21 protein-coding genes and 1 tRNA gene are annotated in these 21,213 nt (G+C 64.3%); 7 read left to right on the forward strand and 15 right to left on the reverse strand.

Translation table 11 applies throughout. The features are described from left to right. Positions 1–127 precede the first annotated feature (127 nt). The 8 genes from ccoP to ACLSSQ_RS14055 all read right to left on the reverse strand — a co-directional run bounded on the left by ccoP (position 128) and on the right by ACLSSQ_RS14055 (position 7,318). Complete coding sequence (ccoP, locus tag ACLSSQ_RS14020; RefSeq protein WP_014236716.1) at positions 128–1,027, reverse strand: cytochrome-c oxidase, cbb3-type subunit III; 900 nt, start codon at positions 1,025–1,027, stop codon at positions 128–130. Continuing rightward, positions 1,024–1,212 (reverse strand): CcoQ/FixQ family Cbb3-type cytochrome c oxidase assembly chaperone, encoded by a 189-nt coding sequence (locus ACLSSQ_RS14025; protein ID WP_014236715.1) that lies wholly within the window; start codon positions 1,210–1,212, stop codon positions 1,024–1,026. The genes ccoP and ACLSSQ_RS14025 overlap by 4 nt, the downstream gene beginning before the upstream one ends. 3 nt (positions 1,213–1,215) lie before the next feature. Beyond that, positions 1,216–1,836, reverse strand: coding sequence for a cytochrome-c oxidase, cbb3-type subunit II (gene ccoO, locus ACLSSQ_RS14030; RefSeq protein WP_014236714.1), 621 nt, complete (start codon positions 1,834–1,836; stop codon positions 1,216–1,218). Between the two features lie 18 nt (positions 1,837–1,854). Beyond that, positions 1,855–3,282, reverse strand: coding sequence for a cytochrome-c oxidase, cbb3-type subunit I (ccoN, locus tag ACLSSQ_RS14035; protein ID WP_416243038.1), 1,428 nt, complete (start codon positions 3,280–3,282; stop codon positions 1,855–1,857). Positions 3,283–3,593: 311 nt separating this feature from the next. Beyond that, on the reverse strand, positions 3,594–3,797 hold the full coding sequence (gene ccoS / locus ACLSSQ_RS14040) for a cbb3-type cytochrome oxidase assembly protein CcoS (RefSeq protein WP_014236712.1): 204 nt from the start codon (positions 3,795–3,797) through the stop codon (positions 3,594–3,596). A 13-nt stretch (positions 3,798–3,810) separates the two neighbouring features. After that, positions 3,811–6,252, reverse strand: a complete 2,442-nt coding sequence (locus ACLSSQ_RS14045; protein WP_152090668.1) for a heavy metal translocating P-type ATPase — start codon at positions 6,250–6,252, stop codon at positions 3,811–3,813. Between the two features lie 70 nt (positions 6,253–6,322). Further along, positions 6,323–7,090 (reverse strand): 3-hydroxyacyl-CoA dehydrogenase, encoded by a 768-nt coding sequence (locus ACLSSQ_RS14050; protein WP_014236710.1) that lies wholly within the window; start codon positions 7,088–7,090, stop codon positions 6,323–6,325. A 152-nt stretch (positions 7,091–7,242) separates the two neighbouring features. Then, positions 7,243–7,318: transfer RNA gene (locus ACLSSQ_RS14055), tRNA-Thr, on the reverse strand. Between the two features lie 222 nt (positions 7,319–7,540). Here ACLSSQ_RS14055 and uvrA point away from each other — a divergent pair. Both uvrA and ACLSSQ_RS14065 read left to right on the forward strand, forming a co-directional pair. Then, complete coding sequence (gene uvrA / locus ACLSSQ_RS14060) at positions 7,541–10,360, forward strand: excinuclease ABC subunit UvrA (protein WP_416243039.1); 2,820 nt, start codon at positions 7,541–7,543, stop codon at positions 10,358–10,360. Between the two features lie 64 nt (positions 10,361–10,424). Beyond that, positions 10,425–10,742, forward strand: coding sequence for a diacylglycerol kinase (locus ACLSSQ_RS14065; protein WP_050804357.1), 318 nt, complete (start codon positions 10,425–10,427; stop codon positions 10,740–10,742). Between the two features lie 146 nt (positions 10,743–10,888). Here ACLSSQ_RS14065 and ACLSSQ_RS14070 read toward each other — a convergent pair whose 3' ends face one another. The 4 genes from ACLSSQ_RS14070 to ACLSSQ_RS14085 form a co-directional block, all read right to left on the reverse strand. Further along, positions 10,889–11,656 carry a phosphatase PAP2 family protein gene (locus ACLSSQ_RS14070; RefSeq protein ID WP_416243040.1) on the reverse strand — a complete coding sequence of 256 codons (768 nt, stop codon included), beginning with the start codon at positions 11,654–11,656 and terminating at the stop codon, positions 10,889–10,891. A 2-nt stretch (positions 11,657–11,658) separates the two neighbouring features. Next, a complete protein-coding gene (locus ACLSSQ_RS14075; protein ID WP_416243041.1) occupies positions 11,659–13,410 on the reverse strand; it encodes a phosphoethanolamine transferase in 1,752 nt (583 codons plus the stop codon). A gap of 176 nt (positions 13,411–13,586) precedes the next feature. Further along, entirely contained in the window at positions 13,587–14,912 is a 1,326-nt protein-coding gene (locus ACLSSQ_RS14080) for a sensor histidine kinase (RefSeq protein WP_416243042.1), read from the reverse strand. Continuing rightward, positions 14,899–15,567: a response regulator transcription factor gene (locus ACLSSQ_RS14085; protein ID WP_416243043.1), complete on the reverse strand. Its 669-nt coding sequence runs from the start codon at positions 15,565–15,567 to the stop codon at positions 14,899–14,901. The genes ACLSSQ_RS14080 and ACLSSQ_RS14085 overlap by 14 nt, the downstream gene beginning before the upstream one ends. A 202-nt stretch (positions 15,568–15,769) precedes the next feature. On the opposite strand from ACLSSQ_RS14085, the gene ACLSSQ_RS14090 reads away from it, so the two are divergent. The 5 genes from ACLSSQ_RS14090 to ACLSSQ_RS14110 all read left to right on the forward strand — a co-directional run bounded on the left by ACLSSQ_RS14090 (position 15,770) and on the right by ACLSSQ_RS14110 (position 18,862). After that, positions 15,770–16,360, forward strand: a complete 591-nt coding sequence (locus ACLSSQ_RS14090; protein WP_416243044.1) for a malonic semialdehyde reductase — start codon at positions 15,770–15,772, stop codon at positions 16,358–16,360. Between the two features lie 58 nt (positions 16,361–16,418). Further along, positions 16,419–16,601: a hypothetical protein gene (locus ACLSSQ_RS14095; RefSeq protein WP_130460040.1), complete on the forward strand. Its 183-nt coding sequence runs from the start codon at positions 16,419–16,421 to the stop codon at positions 16,599–16,601. A 41-nt stretch (positions 16,602–16,642) separates the two neighbouring features. Further along, positions 16,643–16,807 (forward strand): hypothetical protein, encoded by a 165-nt coding sequence (locus tag ACLSSQ_RS14100; protein ID WP_014236701.1) that lies wholly within the window; start codon positions 16,643–16,645, stop codon positions 16,805–16,807. A gap of 112 nt (positions 16,808–16,919) precedes the next feature. Further along, complete coding sequence (locus ACLSSQ_RS14105) at positions 16,920–17,606, forward strand: c-type cytochrome (protein ID WP_416243045.1); 687 nt, start codon at positions 16,920–16,922, stop codon at positions 17,604–17,606. Positions 17,607–17,839: 233 nt separating this feature from the next. Continuing rightward, positions 17,840–18,862, forward strand: coding sequence for a hypothetical protein (locus ACLSSQ_RS14110; RefSeq protein ID WP_416243046.1), 1,023 nt, complete (start codon positions 17,840–17,842; stop codon positions 18,860–18,862). 189 nt (positions 18,863–19,051) lie between these two features. On the opposite strand, the gene ACLSSQ_RS14115 is transcribed toward ACLSSQ_RS14110, so the two are convergent. The 3 genes from ACLSSQ_RS14115 to ACLSSQ_RS14125 all read right to left on the reverse strand — a co-directional run bounded on the left by ACLSSQ_RS14115 (position 19,052) and on the right by ACLSSQ_RS14125 (position 21,208). Then, positions 19,052–19,690, reverse strand: a complete 639-nt coding sequence (locus tag ACLSSQ_RS14115) for a hypothetical protein (RefSeq protein WP_416243047.1) — start codon at positions 19,688–19,690, stop codon at positions 19,052–19,054. A 539-nt stretch (positions 19,691–20,229) separates the two neighbouring features. Then, positions 20,230–20,460, reverse strand: a complete 231-nt coding sequence (locus ACLSSQ_RS14120) for a DUF3079 domain-containing protein (protein ID WP_152090662.1) — start codon at positions 20,458–20,460, stop codon at positions 20,230–20,232. Between the two features lie 130 nt (positions 20,461–20,590). Then, the gene (locus ACLSSQ_RS14125) at positions 20,591–21,208 is read right to left on the reverse strand and encodes a methyltransferase domain-containing protein (RefSeq protein ID WP_416243048.1); all 618 of its coding nucleotides are present in this window, start codon (positions 21,206–21,208) and stop codon (positions 20,591–20,593) included. Positions 21,209–21,213 lie beyond the last annotated feature (5 nt).

Here is a 21,213-nt window from a genome sequence, read left to right on the forward strand (position 1 = left end):
ACGTTTATCAGAATCGCAGTACCGGGTCATGCCCGCACTGCGATTTTGATACAGGTCACAGCTCATGCACGGTGAAAAAAAAGCGCGGCACAGAATCTCTGCACCGCGCTTCCTTTTGACTACAGCATTACTTCTTCTCGGCGCCGGACAGGCTCAGCACGTAGGCAGCCAGGATGTGCACCTTGCCTTCACCCAGGAAGTCCTTCCAAGCCGGCATGCGGTTGTTGCGGCCGTTCTTGATGGTCTCGGTGATGGTGGCCTCGGAGGAGCCGTACAGCCAGACCTTGTCGGTCAGATTGGGGGCGCCCAGAGCCGGGGTGCCGGTAGCTTCCGGACCGTGGCAGCCGGTGCAACCGACGGTACCGAAGGCTTCCTTGCCCTTGGCGGCCAGCACGGCATCGTGCGGCAGACCGGACAGGGAGCGGACGAAGTTGGCCAGGTTCTTGATGGTCTCGTCGCCCAGTTGAGCGTGAGGAGGCATCACACCGTTACGACCTTCCAGGATGGTGGTCTTGACGGTATCGGCCTCACCGCCCCACTGCCAGTCGGCATCGGCCAGGTTCGGGAAGCCCTTGGAACCGCGGGCATCAGAACCATGACACTGGGAGCAGTAGGTCAGGAACAGGCGCTTGCCCATTTCGTTGGCTTCCTTGTCGGCAGCAACAGCCTTCAGATCCATCTTCAGGTACTTGTCGTAGATGGGACCGTAGGTGTCGTCAGCCTTCTTCACTTCAGCCTTGTACTGGCCAACGGAAGACCAACCCAGCACGCCCTGGAACTTGCCCAGGCCGGGATACAGGGCTAGATACACCAGAGCGAAGACGATGGTGATGTAGAACATCCACTTCCACCAGGCAGGCAGAGGGTTGTTGTACTCAGCCAGAGTCTCGTCCCACACGTGCCCGGTGGTATCCGTGGAGCCCTTGTGGACGCTCTGAAATTTCAAGAAAATGCCGCAGCCGATGATAGACACCAGCGAGATTACGACGACGTACAAGTTCCAAAACTCGCTAACGAAATCGCTCATGATGTTTTCCTCTCTTCTTTGCGGGAGAGATCGGTGATCACTTCCGCATCGTCATCTGCGAAGGGCAAGTTGGCCGCTTCGTCAAAGCCCTTGCGGGCCCCCTTGCCATAAGCCCACCAGACGATGCCGACGAACGACATAAATGCCAGCACCGTCACGATGGAACGCAGATCGTTGATGTCCATACCTTACTTGGTGTTCTTCAGGGCAGTGCCCATGCCTTGGAGGTAGGCGATCAGAACGTCGAGCTCGGTCTTGTCGCCAATCTCGGCCTTGGCACCGGCAATCTCCGCGTCGGTGTAAGGAACACCAACCTTGCGCAGAGCCCGCATCTTGGCCTCGATGTCGGCACCCACGCTGTCCTTGGCCTTGCTCTTGGCCAGGAAGGGGTAAGCCGGCATGTTGGACTCAGGAACGACATCGCGAGGATTGTTCAGGTGAGCAACGTGCCACTCGTTGGAGTAACGCTCGCCAACACGGGCCAGATCGGGACCGGTACGCTTGGAACCCCACTGGAACGGGTGGTCATAAACGAACTCACCAGCAACAGAGTAGTGACCATAGCGCTCGGTCTCGGCCCGGAACGGACGGACCATCTGGGAGTGGCAGTTGTAGCAGCCTTCCCGGATATACACATCGCGGCCAGCCAGGCGGACGGGATCGTAAGGCTTGACGCCTTCAACCGCCTGGGTCGTGGACTTCTGGAAGAAGAGCGGAACGATTTCCAGAGCGCCACCGAAACTGATCACGATGACGGTCAGAACGATCAGCCAACCAGCGTTCTTTTCGATTTGTTCATGCGTAAGCATTTGTAGCGTTCTCCCTGATTAAGCGTGATGAGCGGCAGGGGCCATGATGCGCTCGTCGGCGCCTTGGCTCTGACCGATGGTCTTCAGCACGTTGTAGAACATGATCAGCATACCGCCCAGGAACAGAACACCACCAACCAGACGGATGGTCCAGAACGGGTAGGAGCCCTTCACCGCTTCGACGAAGCTGTAGGTCAGGGTGCCATCAGGGTTGAAGGCGCGCCACATCAGGCCTTGCATCACACCGGCGATCCACATGGAGGCGATGTACAGCACGACGCCGATGGTAGCGATCCAGAAGTGCACGGTGACCAGCTTGACGCTGTACATCTGCTTGGCGCCGAACAGGCGGGGGATCAGGTAGTACAGGGAGCCAACGGAAACCATCGCCACCCAGCCCAGAGCACCAGCATGCACGTGACCAACGGTCCAGTCAGTGTAGTGGGACAGGGCATTCACGGACTTCACGGACATCATCGGACCTTCGAAGGTCGACATACCGTAGAAAGACAGGGAAGTGATCAGGAACTTCAGGATGGGATCGTCACGCAGCTTATGCCAGGCGCCGGACAGGGTCATGATGCCGTTGATCATACCGCCCCAGGAGGGAGCCAGCAGAATCAGGGAGAACAGCATGCCGATGGACTGGGTCCAGTCGGGCAGGGCAGTGTAGTGCAGATGGTGAGGACCTGCCCACATGTAGGTGAAGATCAGGGCCCAGAAGTGCACCACGGACAGGCGATAGGAGTAAACCGGACGCTCAGCCTGCTTCGGCACGAAGTAGTACATCATGCCCAGGAAGCCGGCGGTCAGGAAGAAACCCACCGCATTGTGGCCGTACCACCACTGCACCATGGCATCCTGCACGCCGGCGTAGGCGGAGTAGGACTTCAGCATGGAGACCGGGATTTCGGCGCTGTTCACCAGGTGCAGCAGAGCCACAGCCAGGATCATGCCGCCGTAGAACCAGTTGGCAACGTAGATGTGGCTAACCTTACGCTTGATCAGGGTACCGAAGAACACCAGGGCGTAGGCAACCCACACCAGGGTGATCAGGATATCGATCGGCCATTCCAGTTCGGCATATTCCTTGCCGGTGGTGATACCCAGGGGCAGGCTAACAGCAGCCAGCAGGATGACGATCTGCCAGCCCCAGAACGTAAAGGCGGCCAGTCCGTCGGAGAACAGACGAGTGTGGCAGGTACGCTGCGCCACCCAGTAGGAGGTTGCAAACAGCGCACAACCGCCAAAAGCGAAAATCACTGCATTGGTATGCAGCGGACGAAGACGACCATAGGTCAACCAGGGCCCCAAATTGAGCTCCGGCCAGACCAGCTGGGCGGCAATGATGACACCGACAAGCATGCCAACAATGCCCCAGACTACGGTCATGATGGCAAATTGCCGTACTACCTTATAGTTGTATGTGGATTGCGTTTCCGACATGGACCCACCTCTCGACTAGGAAAAGATAATCTTCATGCCACCTCCCTATGAACCCTTGGGCAGCATCGCAGGGATGCTATTGTAGCGGAGCCCCGCGCCTTTTGACATAGATCAAGCCGTCTCGCACAAAGTCAAAAAGGCGGCGGACCACATCAAAAAAATGGGCAAAAAAAAGGGTGCGTTACAAACGCACCCCAACCCCAACAGAGAAACAAACTTGGCGAAGCCCCCAACAAAATGAGGGACTTCCAAAACGAGAAGGATTCTCTCTGATGCCCCGTTTGGGATTGTTGACCCAGATCAAACCAGGGTTATTTCTCCCCTGCGCCCTCCTCCGCCCCCTTGGCAGTCGCCGCCCCGTCCCGCTTCCCGGGCAGTTCGTCGTCCATCAGGATGCGGTAGGCAGGGCCCTCCAGATCGTCGAACTGGCCGTTGCGCACCGACCACCAGAAGGCGACGCCAATGGCGAAGACCAGAACGACCGAGAGAGGAATCAGCAGATACAGGCTTTCCATGGACGAAACTCCGCTAAAGGGGGCGTTGCAGCCGCAGGGAATTGAGCACCACCAGCAGGGAACTGCCGGACATGCCGATGCCGGCCATCCAGGGCGTGATGAAACCGAACATGGCCAGGGGCAGGGCGATGAAATTATAGGCAAAGGACCATACCAGGTTCTGCCGGATGATGCGTAGCGCCTTGCCGGAAAGGGCAATGCCGCGCCGCAGATGATCCAGGTTCTCCGACAGCAGGATCAGGTCGGCCTGGGTCCGCGCCAGCTGGGCGCCGCCGCCCATGGCCACGGACACCTGGGCCTGGGCCAGGACCGGGGCGTCGTTAACCCCATCCCCCACCATGGCCACCACGGCGCCGGTCTCCTGCAGGCGGGAGACAAAATCGTGCTTGCCTTGGGGCGAGACACCACCATGGACGTCCTGGATGCCGAGCAGGGCGGCCACCCGGGCCGCCGCCTCCGGGGCATCGCCGGAAAGCAGCACCACCTGGCGCCCCGAGGCCAGCAGATCGGCCACCAGGGCCGGCGCCTCGGCCCGGATCTCGTCCCCCAGGGCGAACAGGGCAATCCAGCCGCTCGCCGCCCCCAGGGCAATCACCGTATCGCCCCGGGCGGCAAAGCCCCGGGCAGAGTCAGGCAGGGCAGCCCCCACCAGCTCGGCGACGAAGTCGGGACGGCCGATACGGTATTCGACACCACCCAGCACCCCGGAAATGCCGCTCCCCGGAATACTGGTGACGACTTCGGTACCATGGGGCCAGGCGGCCAGCTGCGCCGCCTCGCTGCGGAATACCTGGGCGATGGGATGCTCGGAAGCCCCTTCCAGCGCCCCCGCCAGCCGCAAACCGTCCTCGGCGCCGACAGTCCCGAGCGGCAGGACCTCCAGCAGGCGCATGCGGCCCGAGGTCAGGGTACCGGTCTTGTCGAAGACGACATGGGTGGAGCGGGCCAGGGTTTCGATGGCGTGACCCCGGGTCACCAGCAGCCCTTCCCGGGCCAGCACACCGCTGGCCACCGTTAGGGCGATCGGGGTGGCCAGGGACAGGGCGCAGGGGCAGGTCACCACCAGCACGGAAACGGTGATCCACAGGGCCCGGGCCGGATCGATGAACCACCAGGCCAGGGCGACGGCCGCCGCCACCAGCAGCAGGGCGGCGACAAAACGGCTGGCGATGCGATCAGCCATCTCGACGATCCGCGGTTTTTCCATGGCCGCCCGTTCCATGAGGCGCACGATGGCGGAGAGCCGGGTGCCCTCCCCTACCTGTTCGACCCGTACCACCAGGGGGCTTTCCACATTGATGGCGCCGCCGGTGACTGTATCTCCGACCCGCTTGGACACCGGCAGGCTCTCGCCGGTGAGGAGCGATTCATTGACCGAACTCGTCCCTTCCAGCACCCGCCCGTCGGAGGGAATGGTGCCGCCGGGACGCACCAGGACGACATCCCCCGCCTGCAGGTCGGCCACCACCACCTTGCCCGGCGTGCGGTCCTGGGGATAGGCGACGAGGCGCTCGGCAAAAGCCGGCAGCAGCTTGGCCAGGGCTTCGGTGACGCCGACGGCACGCTGGCGCGCATTCATTTCCAGGAAGCGCCCGCCCAGCAGGAAAAACACGAACATGGTCACCGAGTCGAAATAGACCTCGCCGTCGGCAACGAAAGTGGCCCAGATGCTGGCGGCGAAGGCCGAACCGACGCCCAGGGCCACCGGCACGTCCATGCCGACCCGGCGGAACTTGAGGTCGCGCCAGGCATTGCGGAAGAAGGGGGCTGCCGAATAGAAGACCACCGGCAGGGTCAGCAGCAGGCTGGCCCAGCGCATCAGGGATTCGATGTCCGCCGTCATGTCCCCTTCCGCCATATAGACGGGGATGGCGTACATCATCACCTGCATCATGCCGAAACCGGCCACCCAGACGCGCCACAGGGCGTCCCGGCGTTCCTTGCGGGCCAACTCCTCGGTCCGGGCCGGATCATAGGGGTAGGCCCGGTAGCCGATGGCCGAGATGGCCGCCAGGATGTCGGAAAGCTTGATCTTGCTCTCGTCCCAGCGCACCCGGGCGCGGCGCGTGGTGTAGTTGATATCCACCCCGGCAACCCCGGGCAGATGGGAGATGTGCTGTTCGTTGAGCCAGATGCAGGCGGCGCAGGTAATGCCTTCCAGGATCAGGGAGGCTTCCCGCTCGTTCTCGCCCAGGGCGCGCACGAAACTTTTCTGGAAATCGGCGTGGTCAAAGAGGCGCAGGTTGTCCAGCACCTCGGGCAGGGCTTCCCGCTTCGATTCGGGCAGGGCATCCCGGTTGCGGTAGTAGTCGTCCAGGCCGTTGTCCACGATGGCCTGGGCCACCGCCTGGCAACCGATACAACACATGGCACGGGGAGATTCGGAGACCCGGACCGTCAGATCGACGTCATCCGGAACGGGCTGACCACAGTGGTAACAGGCGCCTTTGCTCATGGCTCGCAAATAAGAAAGGCGCGAGCATTGCCCGCGCCTTTGGGTGGGACTGACAGGCCCGCAGTATAAGTTATTTCGCCGCCATGCGAATGGCGCCGTCCAGACGGATCACTTCGCCATTGAGGTAGGAGTTCTCCACGATGTGGCGCACCAGGGCAGCGTATTCGGCCGGTTTGCCCATGCGGGAGGGGAACGGCACCATCTTGCCCAGGGAGTCCTGCACTTCCTGGGGCATGCCCATGAGCATGGGGGTTTCCATGATGCCCGGGGCGATGGTCATGACGCGGATGCCGCTGCGGGCCAGTTCCCGGGCGATGGGCAGGGTCATGGCCACGACGCCGCCCTTGGAGGCGGCATAGGCAGCCTGGCCCAGCTGGCCGTCGAAGGCGGCCACGGAGGCGGTACTGACGATGACGCCGCGCTCGCCCTGAGCATTGGGTTCGCCCTTGGCCATGACTTCGGTGGCCAGGCGGATCATGTTGAAGGAGCCCACCAGGTTGATGTTGATGACCTTGGCAAAGCTCTCCAGGCGATGGGGACCTTCCTTGCCCAGCACCTTCTCCGCCGGCGCCACGCCGGCGCAGTTCACCAGGCCATTGAGCTTGCCGAAGGTGGAGACGGCCAGTTCGACGGCCGCCTTGGCGCTGGCTTCATTGGTCACGTCGGTTTCGGCGAAGCGGGCATTGGCGCCCAGTTCCGCCGCCAGGGCCTCGCCGGCTGCCTTGTTCACGTCGGCCAGGACCACCTTGCCGCCGCCGGCCACGATCATGCGGGCCGTCGCGGCACCCAGGCCGGAACCACCGCCGGTAACAACGAATACGCTCTCTTTGAGTTCCATATTGTGTTCTCCTCGTCCTCAAAATAATGACCGACGGATTCTATAGCATTTCCAGACGGTAGCGTATGGAAATGCCGACCCGCCCCGAGTCGCCAGGGCAGACGGAAACAAAAAAAAGGGCAGCTCCGGAGAGCTGCCCTTTTTCCTGGAATTGGTGCCGGAGATAGGAGTCGAACCTACGACCTTCGCATTACGAATGCGCTGCTCTACCAACTGAGCTACACCGGCAAAAAACCATCCGGATTGCACATCCGGGGCCGCGAAGTTTATCCGAGACCGCAGGGCAATACAACACCAGCCAGCTGGCCCCGCCAGGCAAAGCGACGCCCTGCCCCGGTTCTCCGCCGCCGCGGCGGCCGCCACAGCAATTCCTGCTGCAACTCCCTTTCCCCTGGCCGCCTGACACCGGGTATAGTTACCGGTTGGCCCCAACCGAGCTCAGAACACCCCATGGACGAAATAAAAATCCGCGGCGCACGGACCCATAACCTGAAAAACATCAGTCTGGACCTGCCCCGCGACAAGCTGATCGTGATCACCGGACTTTCCGGCTCAGGCAAGTCCTCCCTCGCCTTCGACACCCTCTACGCCGAGGGCCAGCGCCGCTATGTGGAATCCCTCTCGGCCTACGCCCGCCAGTTCCTGCAGCTGATGGAAAAGCCGGATGTGGACCTGATCGAGGGCCTGTCCCCGGCCATTTCCATCGAGCAGAAGGCCACCAGCCACAACCCCCGTTCCACCGTGGGCACGGTCACCGAAATCCACGATTACCTGCGTCTGCTCTACGCCCGCGCCGGCACCCCCTATTGCCCGGAACACGGTGAGCCCCTGGAGGCCCAGACCGTGTCCCAGATGGTGGACCACGTGCTGGCCCTGCCGGAAGAGACCAAGCTGATGATCCTGGCGCCGGTGGTGGCCAACCGCAAGGGCGAGCAGCTGGATCTGTTCACCGAGCTGCGGGCCCAGGGCTTCGTCCGCCTGCGGGTGGACGGCACCATCTACGAGATCGACAACCTGCCCAAGCTGGCCAAGAGCCAGAAGCACAACATCGACGTGGTGGTGGACCGCCTCAAGGTGCGGGAAGACATGCGCCAGCGCCTGGCCGAGTCCTTCGAGACCGCCCTGCGCCACGCCGATGGCCGGGCCATCGCCCTGGAGATGGAGAGCAACCAGGAGCACCTCTTCTCCGCCAAGTTCGCCTGCCCCATCTGCTCCTATGCCCTGCAGGAGCTGGAGCCGCGCCTGTTCTCCTTCAACAACCCCATGGGTGCCTGCCCCAAGTGCGACGGCCTGGGGGTGATCCAGTTCTTCGACCCGAAGCGGGTGGTGGCCCATCCGGACCTGTCCCTGGCGGCCGGTGCCATCCGGGGCTGGGACAAGCGCAACCAGTTCTATTTCCAGATGGTCGGCTCCCTCGCCGAGTACTACGGCTTCAGCGTGGACACACCCTTCAGCGAGCTGACCGACGAAGTGAAGCAGGTGCTGCTCTACGGCAGCGACAAGGACCTGGTGCCCTTCCAGTACATGAACGAGCGGGGCAAGCTGGTGCTCAAGGAACATGCCTTCGAGGGCATCATTCCCAACCTGGAGCGGCGCTACAAGGAGACCGATTCCCTGGCGGTGCGCGAGGAACTGGCCAAGTACATCAGCAACACCACCTGCCCCACCTGCGAAGGCACCCGCCTGCGCCAGGAGGCGCGCCACGTCAAGGTCGGCAGCAAGACCCTGCACGAGATCAGCCATCTGCCCCTGGCCGAGGCCCGGGACTACTTCGAGACCATCCAGCTCACCGGCCACAAGGCCCAGGTGGCGGAGAAGATCCTCAAGGAAATCACCTCCCGCCTGCAGTTCCTCATCAACGTGGGCCTGGACTACCTTTCCCTGGACCGCTCCGCCGAGACCCTTTCCGGCGGCGAAGCCCAGCGCATCCGCCTGGCCAGCCAGATCGGCTCCGGCCTCACCGGCGTCATGTATGTGCTGGACGAGCCTTCCATCGGCCTGCACCAGCGCGACAACGACCGTCTGCTGCAGACCCTGCGCCAGCTGCGGGACATCGGCAACACGGTGATCGTGGTGGAGCACGACGAGGACGCCATCCGCACTGCCGACTACGTGGTGGACATCGGCCCCGGCGCCGGGGTACACGGCGGCGCCATCGTCGCCGAGGGCACGCCCCAGCAGGTCACCGACAACCCGGCCTCCATGACCGGCGACTACCTCTCCGGGCGCAAGAAAATCGAGGTGCCGAAGAAGCGCCGCCAGGCCGACCCGGAGAAGAAGCTCCAGGTCCTCGGCGCCAAGGGCAACAACCTGAAGGACGTTTCCCTGGAACTGCCAGTGGGCCTGATGACCTGCATCACCGGCGTTTCCGGCTCGGGCAAGTCCACCCTCATCAACGACACCCTGTACACCGCCGCCGCCAAGCACCTCTACGGCTCCACGGCGGAACCGGCGGAACACGAGGAAATCATCGGCCTGGATCACTTCGACAAGGTGATCAACGTGGACCAGAGCCCCATCGGCCGTACCCCCCGTTCCAACCCGGCCACCTACACGGGCCTGCTCACCCCCATCCGGGAGCTGTTCGCCGGGGTGCCGGAAGCCCGCTCCCGGGGCTACGGCCCGGGCCGCTTCTCCTTCAACGTCAAGGGCGGCCGCTGCGAGGCCTGCCAGGGCGACGGCGTGATCAAGGTGGAAATGCACTTCCTGCCGGACATCTACGTGCCCTGCGATGTCTGCCACGGCAAGCGCTACAACCGGGAAACCCTGGAAGTGCACTACAAGGGCAAGTCCATCTACGACGTGCTGCAGATGACCGTGGAGCAGGCCCGGGAATTCTTCGACCCGGTGCCGGTGGTGGCCCGCAAGCTGCAGACCCTGGTGGATGTGGGCCTCTCCTACATCACCCTGGGCCAGAGCGCCACCACCCTCTCCGGCGGCGAGGCCCAGCGGGTCAAGCTGGCCCTGGAACTGTCCAAGCGGGACACCGGCCGCACCCTCTACATCCTGGACGAGCCCACCACGGGCCTGCACTTCGCCGACATCGAGATGCTGCTCAAGGTGCTGCATCGCCTGGCCGACCACGGCAACACCGTGGTGGTCATCGAGCACAACCTGGACGTGATCAAGACCGCCGACTGGCTGGTGGACCTGGGTCCCGAGGGCGGCGGCGGCGGCGGCCGCATCATCGCCGCCGGGGCGCCGGAAGCCGTGGTCAAGGTGGGCGAGAGCCACACCGGCCGCTTCCTCAAGCCCCTCCTGAGCCGCTGAGGAGAAGGCCGTGAGCACCTCTCCTTTCAAGGGCAAGACCGGCCTGGAGCGGCTGTGGAACGCCATGGGCTATTCCCGGGACGGCTTCAAGGCGGCCTGGCAGCACGAGGCGGCCTTCCGCGAGGAAGTGCTGCTGGCCCTGGTGGCCATTCCCCTGGGCCTGTGGCTGGGCAAGAGCGGCCTGGAAAAGGCGGCCCTGGTGGCCAGCATCCTCATGGTGCTGCTGGTGGAACTGATCAACTCCGCCGTGGAAGCGGTGGTGGACCGGGTCTCGCCGGAACGCCACGACCTTTCCAAACGGGCCAAGGACCTGGGCAGCGCCGCCGTCCTTATCGCCCTGGCCACCGCCGCCGCCGTCTGGGCCCTGGTGCTGTGGCCGTGAGGCCCTGACCAGCGCCGGCGGCTGCCGCCACAACGACAAAGGGCCGTTTCCGGCCCTTTGTGTTTTTCATGGGACCATGGCCGGGAAGGCGCATGGACATTGCCGCCTGGCGATGCCAGGCCCGAAACCGGCGTCCTTGCTGCCCCTCAGGCCACCCGCTCATGGCCACCCCGGCCCGGACGCAGCCTCAGGTCGGCTCCCAGCAGGGCGGCCAGGGCCAGGCTGAGGGCCCAGGCGAACCAGGCCGACCACAGCACGTGGGAAAGGAAGTGGGCGCCCTGGAACAGGCGCACCACGCCGAGGCCGGCGCCAAAGACCAGCCCCAGGGCCAGGGCCAGGCGGGACCAGGTGCGGCCTGCCGGACGCAGGGCCACGCCCCACACCAGCCAGAGAAAGCCGGCCGCCGCGTGGCCGGCGGGGAAACAGGCGCCGGCCTTGATGTCCGTCGGCCCCGGCACCAGCAGGCCCAGGTAGGGCGCGTAACCGCCGAATTCCAGCACGTCCCAGGGACAGTGGCGGTTGGTCAGGCTCTTCAGCAGGGAAACGCCGATGGGGATCAACACCATGCCCAGGGCCGCCAGCAGCGCATTGCGCCGGGGCAGCCAGTCCAGCTCGCCCTTCCAGCCGAGCCAGCAGGGCACCAGGGCGATGCACACCAGGGCGTAGGAGGCGTACTTCATGCCGTGGTGCAGCACCCGCTCGAACAGCCAGTGATGGTGCATGGGAAAATCCCCCAGGGCCGGGTCGAACAGGGCCTGGCTCAGGGCCAGGTCCAGGCCCGTGTTCTCGAATACCGCCAACAGCAGCACCGCCAGCAGGGCCAGCAGCAGGGCCTGGGCCAATAACCAGCGGCGTCCGGCGTGGCGTTCCAGGACGCCGGCCAGGGGCAGGGGCAAGGAGGTGGCGTTGTCCATGGTCAGCTCCGGCAGCCGGCGGCCAGGTCCAGCTTGGCGTCGTAAATGCTGGTGCTGACGTCGAGCAGGCCGAGCACGGAATGGAAGATGTTGTCGTGGCTGGCCGGCTGGGCCGCCCGGGCCTTGAGGCAGGAGACATTGACCTTGAAGTCCTGGGCGAAGTTACGGGACAGCCACATCACCATGGGCACCCGGGTCTGTTCCTGGGGCGCGATGCTGTAGGGCATGCCGTGCAGGAACAGATTGTTCTCGCCCAGGGACTCGCCGTGGTCGGAGAAGTACATCAGGCCCGTGTCGTAATCCTTGTCCTGGGACTTGAGGAAGTCGATGGTCTTGGCCAGCACGTGGTCCGTATACAGCAGGGCGTTGTCGTAGGAATTGACGATCTGTTCCCGGCTGCACTGGCGCAGGTCGCTGGAATCGCAGGTCGGCGCGTAGCGGCGATAAGCCTCCGGATAGCGCTTGTGATAGGCCGGACCATGGTTGCCCAGCTGGTGCAGCACCAGCACCCGGTTGCCCTTGTCGTCGGCCAGCACCTTGTCCAGGTTGTGCAGCAGCACTTCATCGAGGCAGCGCTCGCCGTCGCACAGGCCGGGGATGGCGGCATTGGTCAGGCTGTCGTTGGGCAGGCCTTCGCAGACGCCCTTGCAGCCGGACTGGTTATCCCGCCACAGCACCTTGAAGCCGGCCCGGTCCAGCACGTGCAGCAGGGATTCGCTGCCGCGGATCTTCTCCTCGTCGTAATCCCGGCGCCCCACGGGGGCGAAGATGCAGGGCACGGAGACTTCGGTGTTGGTGCCGCAGCTGCTGACCTGGGGGAAATTGATGACGTCGAGCCGGGCCAGTTCCGGCGTGGTCTGCCGCTCGTAGCCGTTGAGCCCCCAGTTGGCGGCGCGGGCCGTCTCGCCGACGACGATGACGAACAGGGCCGGCTTGCTACGGCCCTTCCAGGCTGCCGCCAGGGCGGCATCGGTGCCGATGGGCTGGCGCGGCCCCTGGGCCGCCTCGGCCTTGGCCACCCGGGACAGGGAATAGACCAGGTTGGCCGGGGTGATGAGGTAGCGGATTTCCTTGTGGTTGCGCATCAGGGAGGCGAAGTCCTGGAACACCAGGAACACCGCCCCGCCGCCCAGGACCAGGGCCAGCAGCAGGGAACCGGCGCGGATAGCCAGGGTACGGCCGAGACCGGCCTCCGGCAGGCGCACCCGGGACAGCAGCAACAGGGGCAGGCCCACCACCAGGGCCAGGTGAGGCACCAGGGACCAGGTAAACAACTCCCCCGCTTCCTTGACGTCGGTCTTGAGCACGTTGCGCAGCATGGAGGGATCGAGGTAGATGCCGTACTTCTCCATGTAGAAGCTGGCGCAGCCCACCACCAGCAGCAGCAGGGCCAGCACCGGCTTGGCGGTACGGCGGCCCATCAGGGGCGCCAGCAGGAGGAAATGGATGGCGCTGAGGAAAACGAAGAGGGCGGCGGCAAAGCCCCAGGTGGACCACTGGCCGCCGTCCCGGCCGGCCATGGCCGCTTCCCAGAAGAGGCGGTTGCCCGCCAGGCTCAAATAGACGCTGCCGAGCAGGGCCAGGGTGGTGCCGCCCACCGCCGGCTGCCAGTGCCGCCAGCGGCTCAGGCCCTGGCGCGAGCCCTGGTAGAGCCAGAAGGCGAAGGCCAGGAGCAGGTTGACCAGGGTCAGTCCGGCCAGGATCAGTCCGGAAGGATTGGCCACCAGAGCGGGGGCGGGAGCGAATACGGCCATGGAGCGGCAACCTGATGAGGGAAATTGGCCGCAACTTTAGGCGCCGCCCCGTGAGGGACTGGTGAGGGAAGTGTGAGGAATGTGTGAGGAAAGGTCCGGCACGGCCTCCGGCCGGAGGCGCCGGGGCGCCGCTGCCCGCCGGGAGCGGCAGCGCGGCCCCCGGGCGGCAGGAGGACTCAGGCAGCGGCAGCCGGTGACGGCCCCTGCAGGGACGCCCCCAGATCCACGCTGAGGACGGCGCCGCCGTCGAGGCCGTTGGCGGCGGCCGGCACCCAGCCGCAGGCGCGGCAGACGTGGGCCACCAGGGCCAGGCCGAGGCCGTGGCCGGCGCCGGGGCCGCGGCGGTAGAAACGGTCGAAGACCCGGGGCAGGTCGTCCGGGGCAAAGCCCGGCCCCTGGTCCGCCACTTCCAGCACGCTGCCCCGCAGGCGGCAGGTGATGGTGCCCGACTCGGTGTGGCGCAGGGCATTTTCCAGCAGATTGCGCAGCACCAGCTGCAGCAGGGCCGGGTCGGCCCGCACCAGGGCCGGTTCCGGCACCTCCAGGGCCAGCTGCACCGGCTTGGCGTACTGGTTGCCCAGAGACTCCCACAGGGACTGGATTTCCAGGGACAGGCGCAGGTCGTCCTGCAGCTGGGGCCGGGTCTCCCGGGCCAGCATGAGCAGGCTCTCGGCCAGACGGGTGATGCGGTCCGCGCTGTCCACGATGCGCCGGGAGCGGCGGTAGGCCGCCTCCGGCAGGCCGCCGGCGGCGCTGAGCATTTCCGCATCGGTGCGGATGGCGGTGAGGGGAGTGCGCAGCTCGTGGGAAAGGTTGGCGGTGAATTCCCGCTCCCGCTGCAGCAGTTCCGCCTGGCGGGCCTCCAGGGCGTCCAGGGCCTGGGCTACGGCCAGCACTTCCCGCTCCATGCCGGCCTGGGCGTAGCTGCCCGCCTCCGGCACCTCGCCCCGGACCCGCCGGGCCAGCCACTCCAGGCGCCGGGTGAAGCGGCCGGAGAGGGCATAGACCATGGCCAGCACCACGCCGCCGATGATCAGGGCGCCGGTGACGATCACCGCCGTCACCGCATCGAGCCGCTCCTCGTGTTCCTCCACGTCGTAGCTGAGGATGAAGCGGGCGCCGCCGTCCTCCCGCACCGCCACGTGGAACTCCTTGTCGCCCTCGAACATCTCGTGATTGCCGATGGGCAGCCGGGCCAGGTTGTCCGGCACGCTGCCCGGCGGCGAGTGGGGCTCGAGCCGGTACAGGGTCATGGACGGGGTGTTGGGGAAGGCCGTCTCGGGCGAGGTGTGCCACAGCTCGATGCTGTGTTCCACCTGGGTGGTGAGGAGGTTGTCGATGAACTCCTCCTCCATCTCGTCGAACATCAGGAGCAGGGCCACCGACTGGGCCAGGATGATGACCAGGGCCAGGGCCGCCACCCACAGGGCGATGCGCAGGCGCATGCTGGGCGCCTGGCGGTCGGCGGCCAGCTCCTCGGCGGAATGATTAGCGAGCGACAAGTTTGTACCCCAGTCCGTGAATGTTCACCACTTCGACCCCGGCCCCCTCCCCCAGGGCCCGGCGCAGGGTGTGCAGGACGCTGCGCAGGTTGTCGCTGGCCTCCTGCTCGTGGCCCCAGATGGCAATCTCCAGCTCCCGCCGGGAAAAGACCCGGTTCGGCTGCTGCAGCAGCAGGGCCGCCAGGCGCAGGGCCTTGGGCGGCAGGCGCAGGGCTTGGCCGGCCAGGCGCAGTTCCTGGGAGGTGGCGTCGTATTCCAGGAGCCCCTGGCGCCACACGCCCGCATCCTTGCGCGGCGCCGCCCGGCGCACCAGGGCCGTCAGGCGCACTTCCACCTCCTGCAGGGCGAAGGGCTTGACCAGATAGTCGTCGGCCCCGGCGTCGAAGCCGGCCAGCTTGTCCTCCAGGGTGTCCCGGGCCGTCAGCATCAGCACCGGCAGGCTGCTGCCCTCGGCGCGCAGGCGCCGGGCCAGGCTGAGGGCGTCGCCGTCGGGCAGGCTGCGGTCGAAGACGGCGCAGTCGAAGCTGCCGCCGGCCAGGAGGAGCCCCGCCGCCGCCAGGGAATCGGCGTAGTCGCACTGGTGCCCCCGGGATTCCAGGAACTCGTAGAGGTTCTCGGCGATGGACCGGTCGTCTTCGACGATGAGGATGTGCATGGCGCTGTCCGTGGCGGAAGGGCCCCATTATAGGGCGCCCGGACCGCCGTACGGCTGACGTGGCGAATCGTTCAATTTAATTGAACGGTTCCGCCAATTCTTATCGCTTTTCAGCCCTGGCCCGGGGCCCTAGGATGGTCGGCATTCAGGCTGGGCCCTGGCCGGCCCTCCTGCCGCGATAAAACATGAAAGGAAATCAACGATGAAATCTCCCGCCGCCCCCGAAATCCTGGCCCAGGCCTTCCTCGACGCCCGCAGCTTCAACCGCTTTGCCGACCGTCCGGTGAGCCCGGAAACCCTGCAGCAGCTCTACGACCTGGCCAAGTGGGGGCCCACCGCCATGAATTCCCAGCCGGCCCGCTTCGTCTTCGTCACCAGCCCCGAGGCCAAGGCCCGCCTGGCCCGGTCCCTCTCCCCGGGCAATGTGGAAAAGACCCTGGCGGCGCCGGTGACCGTCATCGTCGCCCAGGACACGGCCTTCTACGAGCACCTGCCGACCCAGTTCCCGGCCTACGACGCCAAGCCCATGTTCGAGGCCAACCCGGCCATGGCCGCCAGCACCGCCTTCCGCAATTCCAGCCTGCAGGGCGCCTTCCTCATCGTCGCCGCCCGCCTGCTGGGCCTGGACGCGGGCCCCATGTCCGGCTTCGACGCCGCCAAGCTGGACGCCGAGTTCTTCCCCGACGGCCGCTGGCAGAGCAATTTCATCATCAACCTGGGCTACGGCGACGCCGCCGGCAACCACCCCCGGGGACCGCGCCTGCCCTTTGCCGAAGCAGCCCGTATTCTTTAGTCATTTTTTCGATCTAGATCAAACCCGGACGCCGCCGGCGCGCGTAGGGTAGCTCCCCATGGAGACCAAGCCCCACACGTCCGGCCACGCCCACTCATGCGGCACCTGTGGCCAGGCCATTCCCCTCAAGGACTGGCCCGGCACCATCGTCTGTGCGGCCTGTCTCGACCTGCGCCCCGCCGACAGCCCGGCCCACTGCCAGCACTTTTGCGGCGGCGAGGAACGGGAAGCGGGCGTCTGATCCCCGGTTTTCAGGCAACCTTCCACCAAGAGGTCCGCACCATGGAATACCAAGTTCAACTCCGCCATTCCGCCGCCCCCGCCCTGGACAAGGCCAACCAGCTCCTGCTGCAGGCCCGGGAATACCTCTGTGCCGGCTGCAAGCGCGACTGCGAGCGCCGCCTGACCCAGTTCGGCCAGGTGCCCCAGTCCTGTCGCCGCTCCTGAGCCGGACCTCCCCCGCCCGCGCCGGCCCTGCTGCGGCCGGCTTTTGACCCGCATCATTTTCAGCCCCGGAGACGGCGCCTAGAATGGCTCTGCTCATTTCTCCGGGTGCCCCATGATCGCCAAGCTTCTCCCTTCCCTGCGCACTTCCCTCCTCCTCGCCGCCGGCCTTGGCGCCCTGCTTTCGCCCCTGGCCGGCCACGCCGACGAACGGGGCAAGGAAATCTACGGCCCCTGCGCCGCCTGCCACGGCGAATTCGGCCAGGGCGGCAAGAAAGGCGAGTACCCCCGCATCGCCGGCCAGCAGGCCAAGTACATGGAATCCCAGCTGAAGGCCTTCCAGAAGCGCATCCGGGTGAACATCCCCATGGTGCCCTACACCGAAGAGCGGGAACTGTCCCACGAGGACATGAAGATCGTCTCCGAATACGTTGCCGGCATCGAACTGCCCACCGCCATCCCCACCTTCAAGGACACGGACGACGCCCTGACCCGCCTGCAGGCCATGGAAAAGGTCATGATCGTGCCCCGGGAACCGGGCGACGTGGAGGCCGGCAAGGTTATCTACCAGAAGCAGTGCGCCGCCTGCCACGGCAAGACCGCCAAGGGCCGGGGCATGTTCCCCCGCCTGGTGGGCCAGTATTCCCAATACCTGAAGCGCCAGGTGGACCTCTACCTGAAGGGCGACCGCCCCCACGACGAGGAAACCACCCAGGGCGTGCTCAACACCCTCAAGCCCGAGGAAATCCAGAACATCATGGCCTATGTGACGGCGCTGCAGGAAGAGGTGAACAAGCAGTAGGAACGACCCATTGCCTCCGGCACCATGCCGGAGAGGCAGCAAGGACGGCTCTTTCGGCCATGGGGTGGCTGGGAGGGCCGTTTTTGTTGGGGTGTGGCCGAGGTGGGTTTGAGGCCTTGTCGGCGCCTCAAGCGTGGCGGGGTGTTTGGCCGCTGTGTTCCGCGCCTGACGCGCGGGTTACTGATTCCTGGCGCAAGTAGCCCAAGCGGTACACCGCCGGTTAAGATCAGCCAATGGACAAAAATATGGTCGATTTCAGGGATATTCCTCAGGGCCTCAAGCCCCGTTGGGTATCGCGCAAGGTATGGATCGAAAGGACAAGACGGAACGATCCAAGGCCGCCAATGGCAGATGTACTGGCCTATAACAATTACGCTCCGCGTAATGAGCATCAGAGCAAGCTGAAATCTATTGTTTTCCTGGACTACTACTTCGTCGCCCTCTATGACGAATGCCAAGCGTTGGTCTCTGCAATGGAGATACAGCCAGACTGGCAATCGCAGATGGCGACCATGCTTCGTTATTACCTGTTTTACGACACACTAGATTACTTCTGGCATACCAAGATGACAGCGACGCAAGATGGCCAAGGCTTGCAGATGCAGAATATCGAACGCATGACGAATAACATGGCCTATAGCTTCATGCTCGGCTGGACTGACCAGTCCATCTATCAAGGCTATCTGACCCATGCAGCGCTAAACCAGGGGCATCAACTGTGCAAATATGGTGTTTCTCGCAAACATGCCCACACCTTCATGCTGCGCCTCTTTGCCGACTGGCGGGGTGATGTCAGCCACCCCTTTCTCGAATGGGCGTATGAGTTGCCACTCTATGAAGGATTGCTGGAGCGCTGGCGAGAGCCCGATCCCGAGGCGCTAAAGCCCTGGCTGCAGGCCGCCTGCGAACACCACGCCCATGAGGCCAAGAAGGACACCTCCCGTACTTTCTTCGATTTCGGTGATTTCCGCATCATGCGTACGCCGCTGGAGATTCATCTGCTAATGCGGCTACGCGAACTGGAAGGACTGTCAAATCCGAAGCTCGACCATGAACTGATGGCCCCGCCCTTCGATACTCTGATGCCGCCGCAGCCCGTACTCCCGCCAGATGAAATGATGTCAGGAACACTAAAGCGCGTTCGGAAGGAGTGGCCCGATTTCGACCAGGTGACAGCCCTGGAAACACTCAAAACCATTCCAGCCAAACCTTGGCGATACACAACCCAACAAGCACGAAAAATGCTGGGGCTTTGATGCGCGAATGCCCCTAGCGGGGGCTGCGCAACTCGGGCCTGACGGCCCTCAGACAGCGCTCGCCCTTGTTCCGCCGCAAGCTCCGTTGCTCGGCGCCGCACAGGGCAGCGTGCGGACATCTCTGACCTTTGAAGTACCAGGCCTGTCACAGCTTTATTCGGTATGTCCAGCTGACTTCAGAATTGGGCGTCATGCACGGACACGCCCCGCCAAAAAGGCTATACCAACAGCAGCACCAGTTAGAAGCACTGCGACGATAGCACCGCCTAAAGCAAGTGGATCAGCCAGACCGTGGCGCGCAACACTTTCACCCGCTGCTTGCGCAATGTAGACGGCAGGCCAATAGGTAAATACAAGCGAGACCAATAACATTACTGATCCGCTAAGAACCCTACCTACCAGCCCCCCTTCAGTCTTTAGGTAAAAGAGACCGAGAATGTAATCTGAAGGTAGACGCAGTTCATGGAGGCCAGTTTTGGCAAGCGGTCGGTAGCGGGAGATCACTAGGTAGTCATATACCTCTCGCTGACACCGTCTTAGGAACCCGATGCTCGACATTGCGCACATCAGTGCCGCAGGAACAACCAGAAAGACCTTTTGAAGGGATGCACTGTTTGATAGAGACAAACCTTCAAATGACTGGGAGGGCGCGCCTTCGTACACAACGAGGTGATACGTGACTAAGGAAATCAGCATTGCAAGGCCGAAGCTCAAGAACTGCTTATTGCTTGATGCCAAGCTCTCTTTGACATCCGCAAGGTACTTGTCGAGTTGTACCTCGTTCGGTTCGGCTTCGAGGACTTGCCGAATCTTGGGAAGTAGATCCATGGCCAATAGCTCATGAGGTAAAACTAGTAGTAAACGAAAAGGCCCAATATCGTGGGATAGCAAAAATCTAGATGGATCATCCTGTGGTGGATTCGGCCCCCAAAAATTTGCTGATTCGGCCAGAAATTAGCGAACCTAGACATACAAAAACTTACCGTTAGCACACCCAAACCGCAACCAAAAATCGCTAACAGCATATCCGACTAAACTGAATCGGCCACTCCCAACCGATGCGACCGCACTCGCCACGCCACCGGATTTTCACCCCCCCACCCCCGCCGAGCAGCGCAAGGCGGGCGGGGGGCTTTCGGCGAGGACTGTCTGAGGCCCGCAGGGCCGAGTTCCGCAGCCGCCCCGTCCGACTGAGCAGCGCAGGGAAGCCCGCAGGGCCGGGGGTGAGGGTCCGCCTTCTTTTGGCTACTTTTCTTAGCGGTTAAGAAAAGTACGCCCGCCGGGCAACGGCGGAACCCAGCCGTAAATCAACAAACCACGCCCAACCAATCCCCAATCCCCAATCCCCAATCCCCAATCCCCAAACCTCAAACCGCCGAACCAGAACCCGATCCCGAAGTGGAAGGATCATCCTCCCCCTTGTCCACCTCAATCCCCCAATCCCCATGCTCATACCAATCCTCCCCCAACAATTCCATCGGGTGCTGGGTGCGGCTGGAGCCGTTGCCGCATTGCAGGTTGTCCGTGGAGCAATACTTGTCGCACCCCCAGCAGATGCGCTCGGGGTGCTTGGGATGGAGGGGGAATTTCTTGGCCATGGGGATTCACCGGAAACGACGGGACCGGCCCGTTCATAACCAAGCAGATTACTCGGGTATACGGCGCCCGCCCTGATCCTGGTCAAAAAAGGGGCGCCGGCGATCCGGCGGCAGGGAGTAGCAGCGACGACTAGCGGCGGCGCCACACCTGCCAGCGCTCGCCGCCGGCGAAGACCGGGATGGGGGCCTGGGCGGGCGCGTCGACCATGCGCTCGAACCAGGGGGACAGCAGTGCTTCCTGCTCCGCCACACCGATGCCGAAGGGCGGGCCCTTGGGCTCGTCGCTGAAAAAGAAGAAGCCGGCCAGATAGCCGCCGGGGCGCACCAGTTCGGCCGCCCGGGGGCCGTAGCCGGGCCACAGCTTGCGCGGCAGGGCGCAGAGGAAGGCCCGTTCGTACACCACGTCGTAGGCTGCTTCCACGGGGAAATCGAAAAAGTCGGCGCAGCGCAGTTCGCCGCCCCACTCGCCGAGGACTTCCCGGGCGGCGGCGATGGCGGCGGGGGCGAAGTCCAGGGCCGTCACCGCCCAGCCGCGCTGGTCGAGCCAGGCGGCCTCCCGGGCGTGGCCGCAGCCGGGCACCAGGATGCGCGGCGGCGTGGCGCTGCCGGGGGGCGGCAGCAGGGCCTCCAGTTCCGCCGGGGCGCGGCCGTGGTCCCAGGGCGTGGCGCCGGCGGAAAAGCGCTTGTCCCAGAAGTCGGGCAGTTCCGGGCGCTGGTGGTCGGGCTTGGCGGACGGGGCTTGGGTCATGGGCG

This window comes from Azospira sp. APE16, from assembly GCF_047901315.1.
Taxonomy (GTDB): domain Bacteria; phylum Pseudomonadota; class Gammaproteobacteria; order Burkholderiales; family Rhodocyclaceae; genus Azospira; species Azospira oryzae.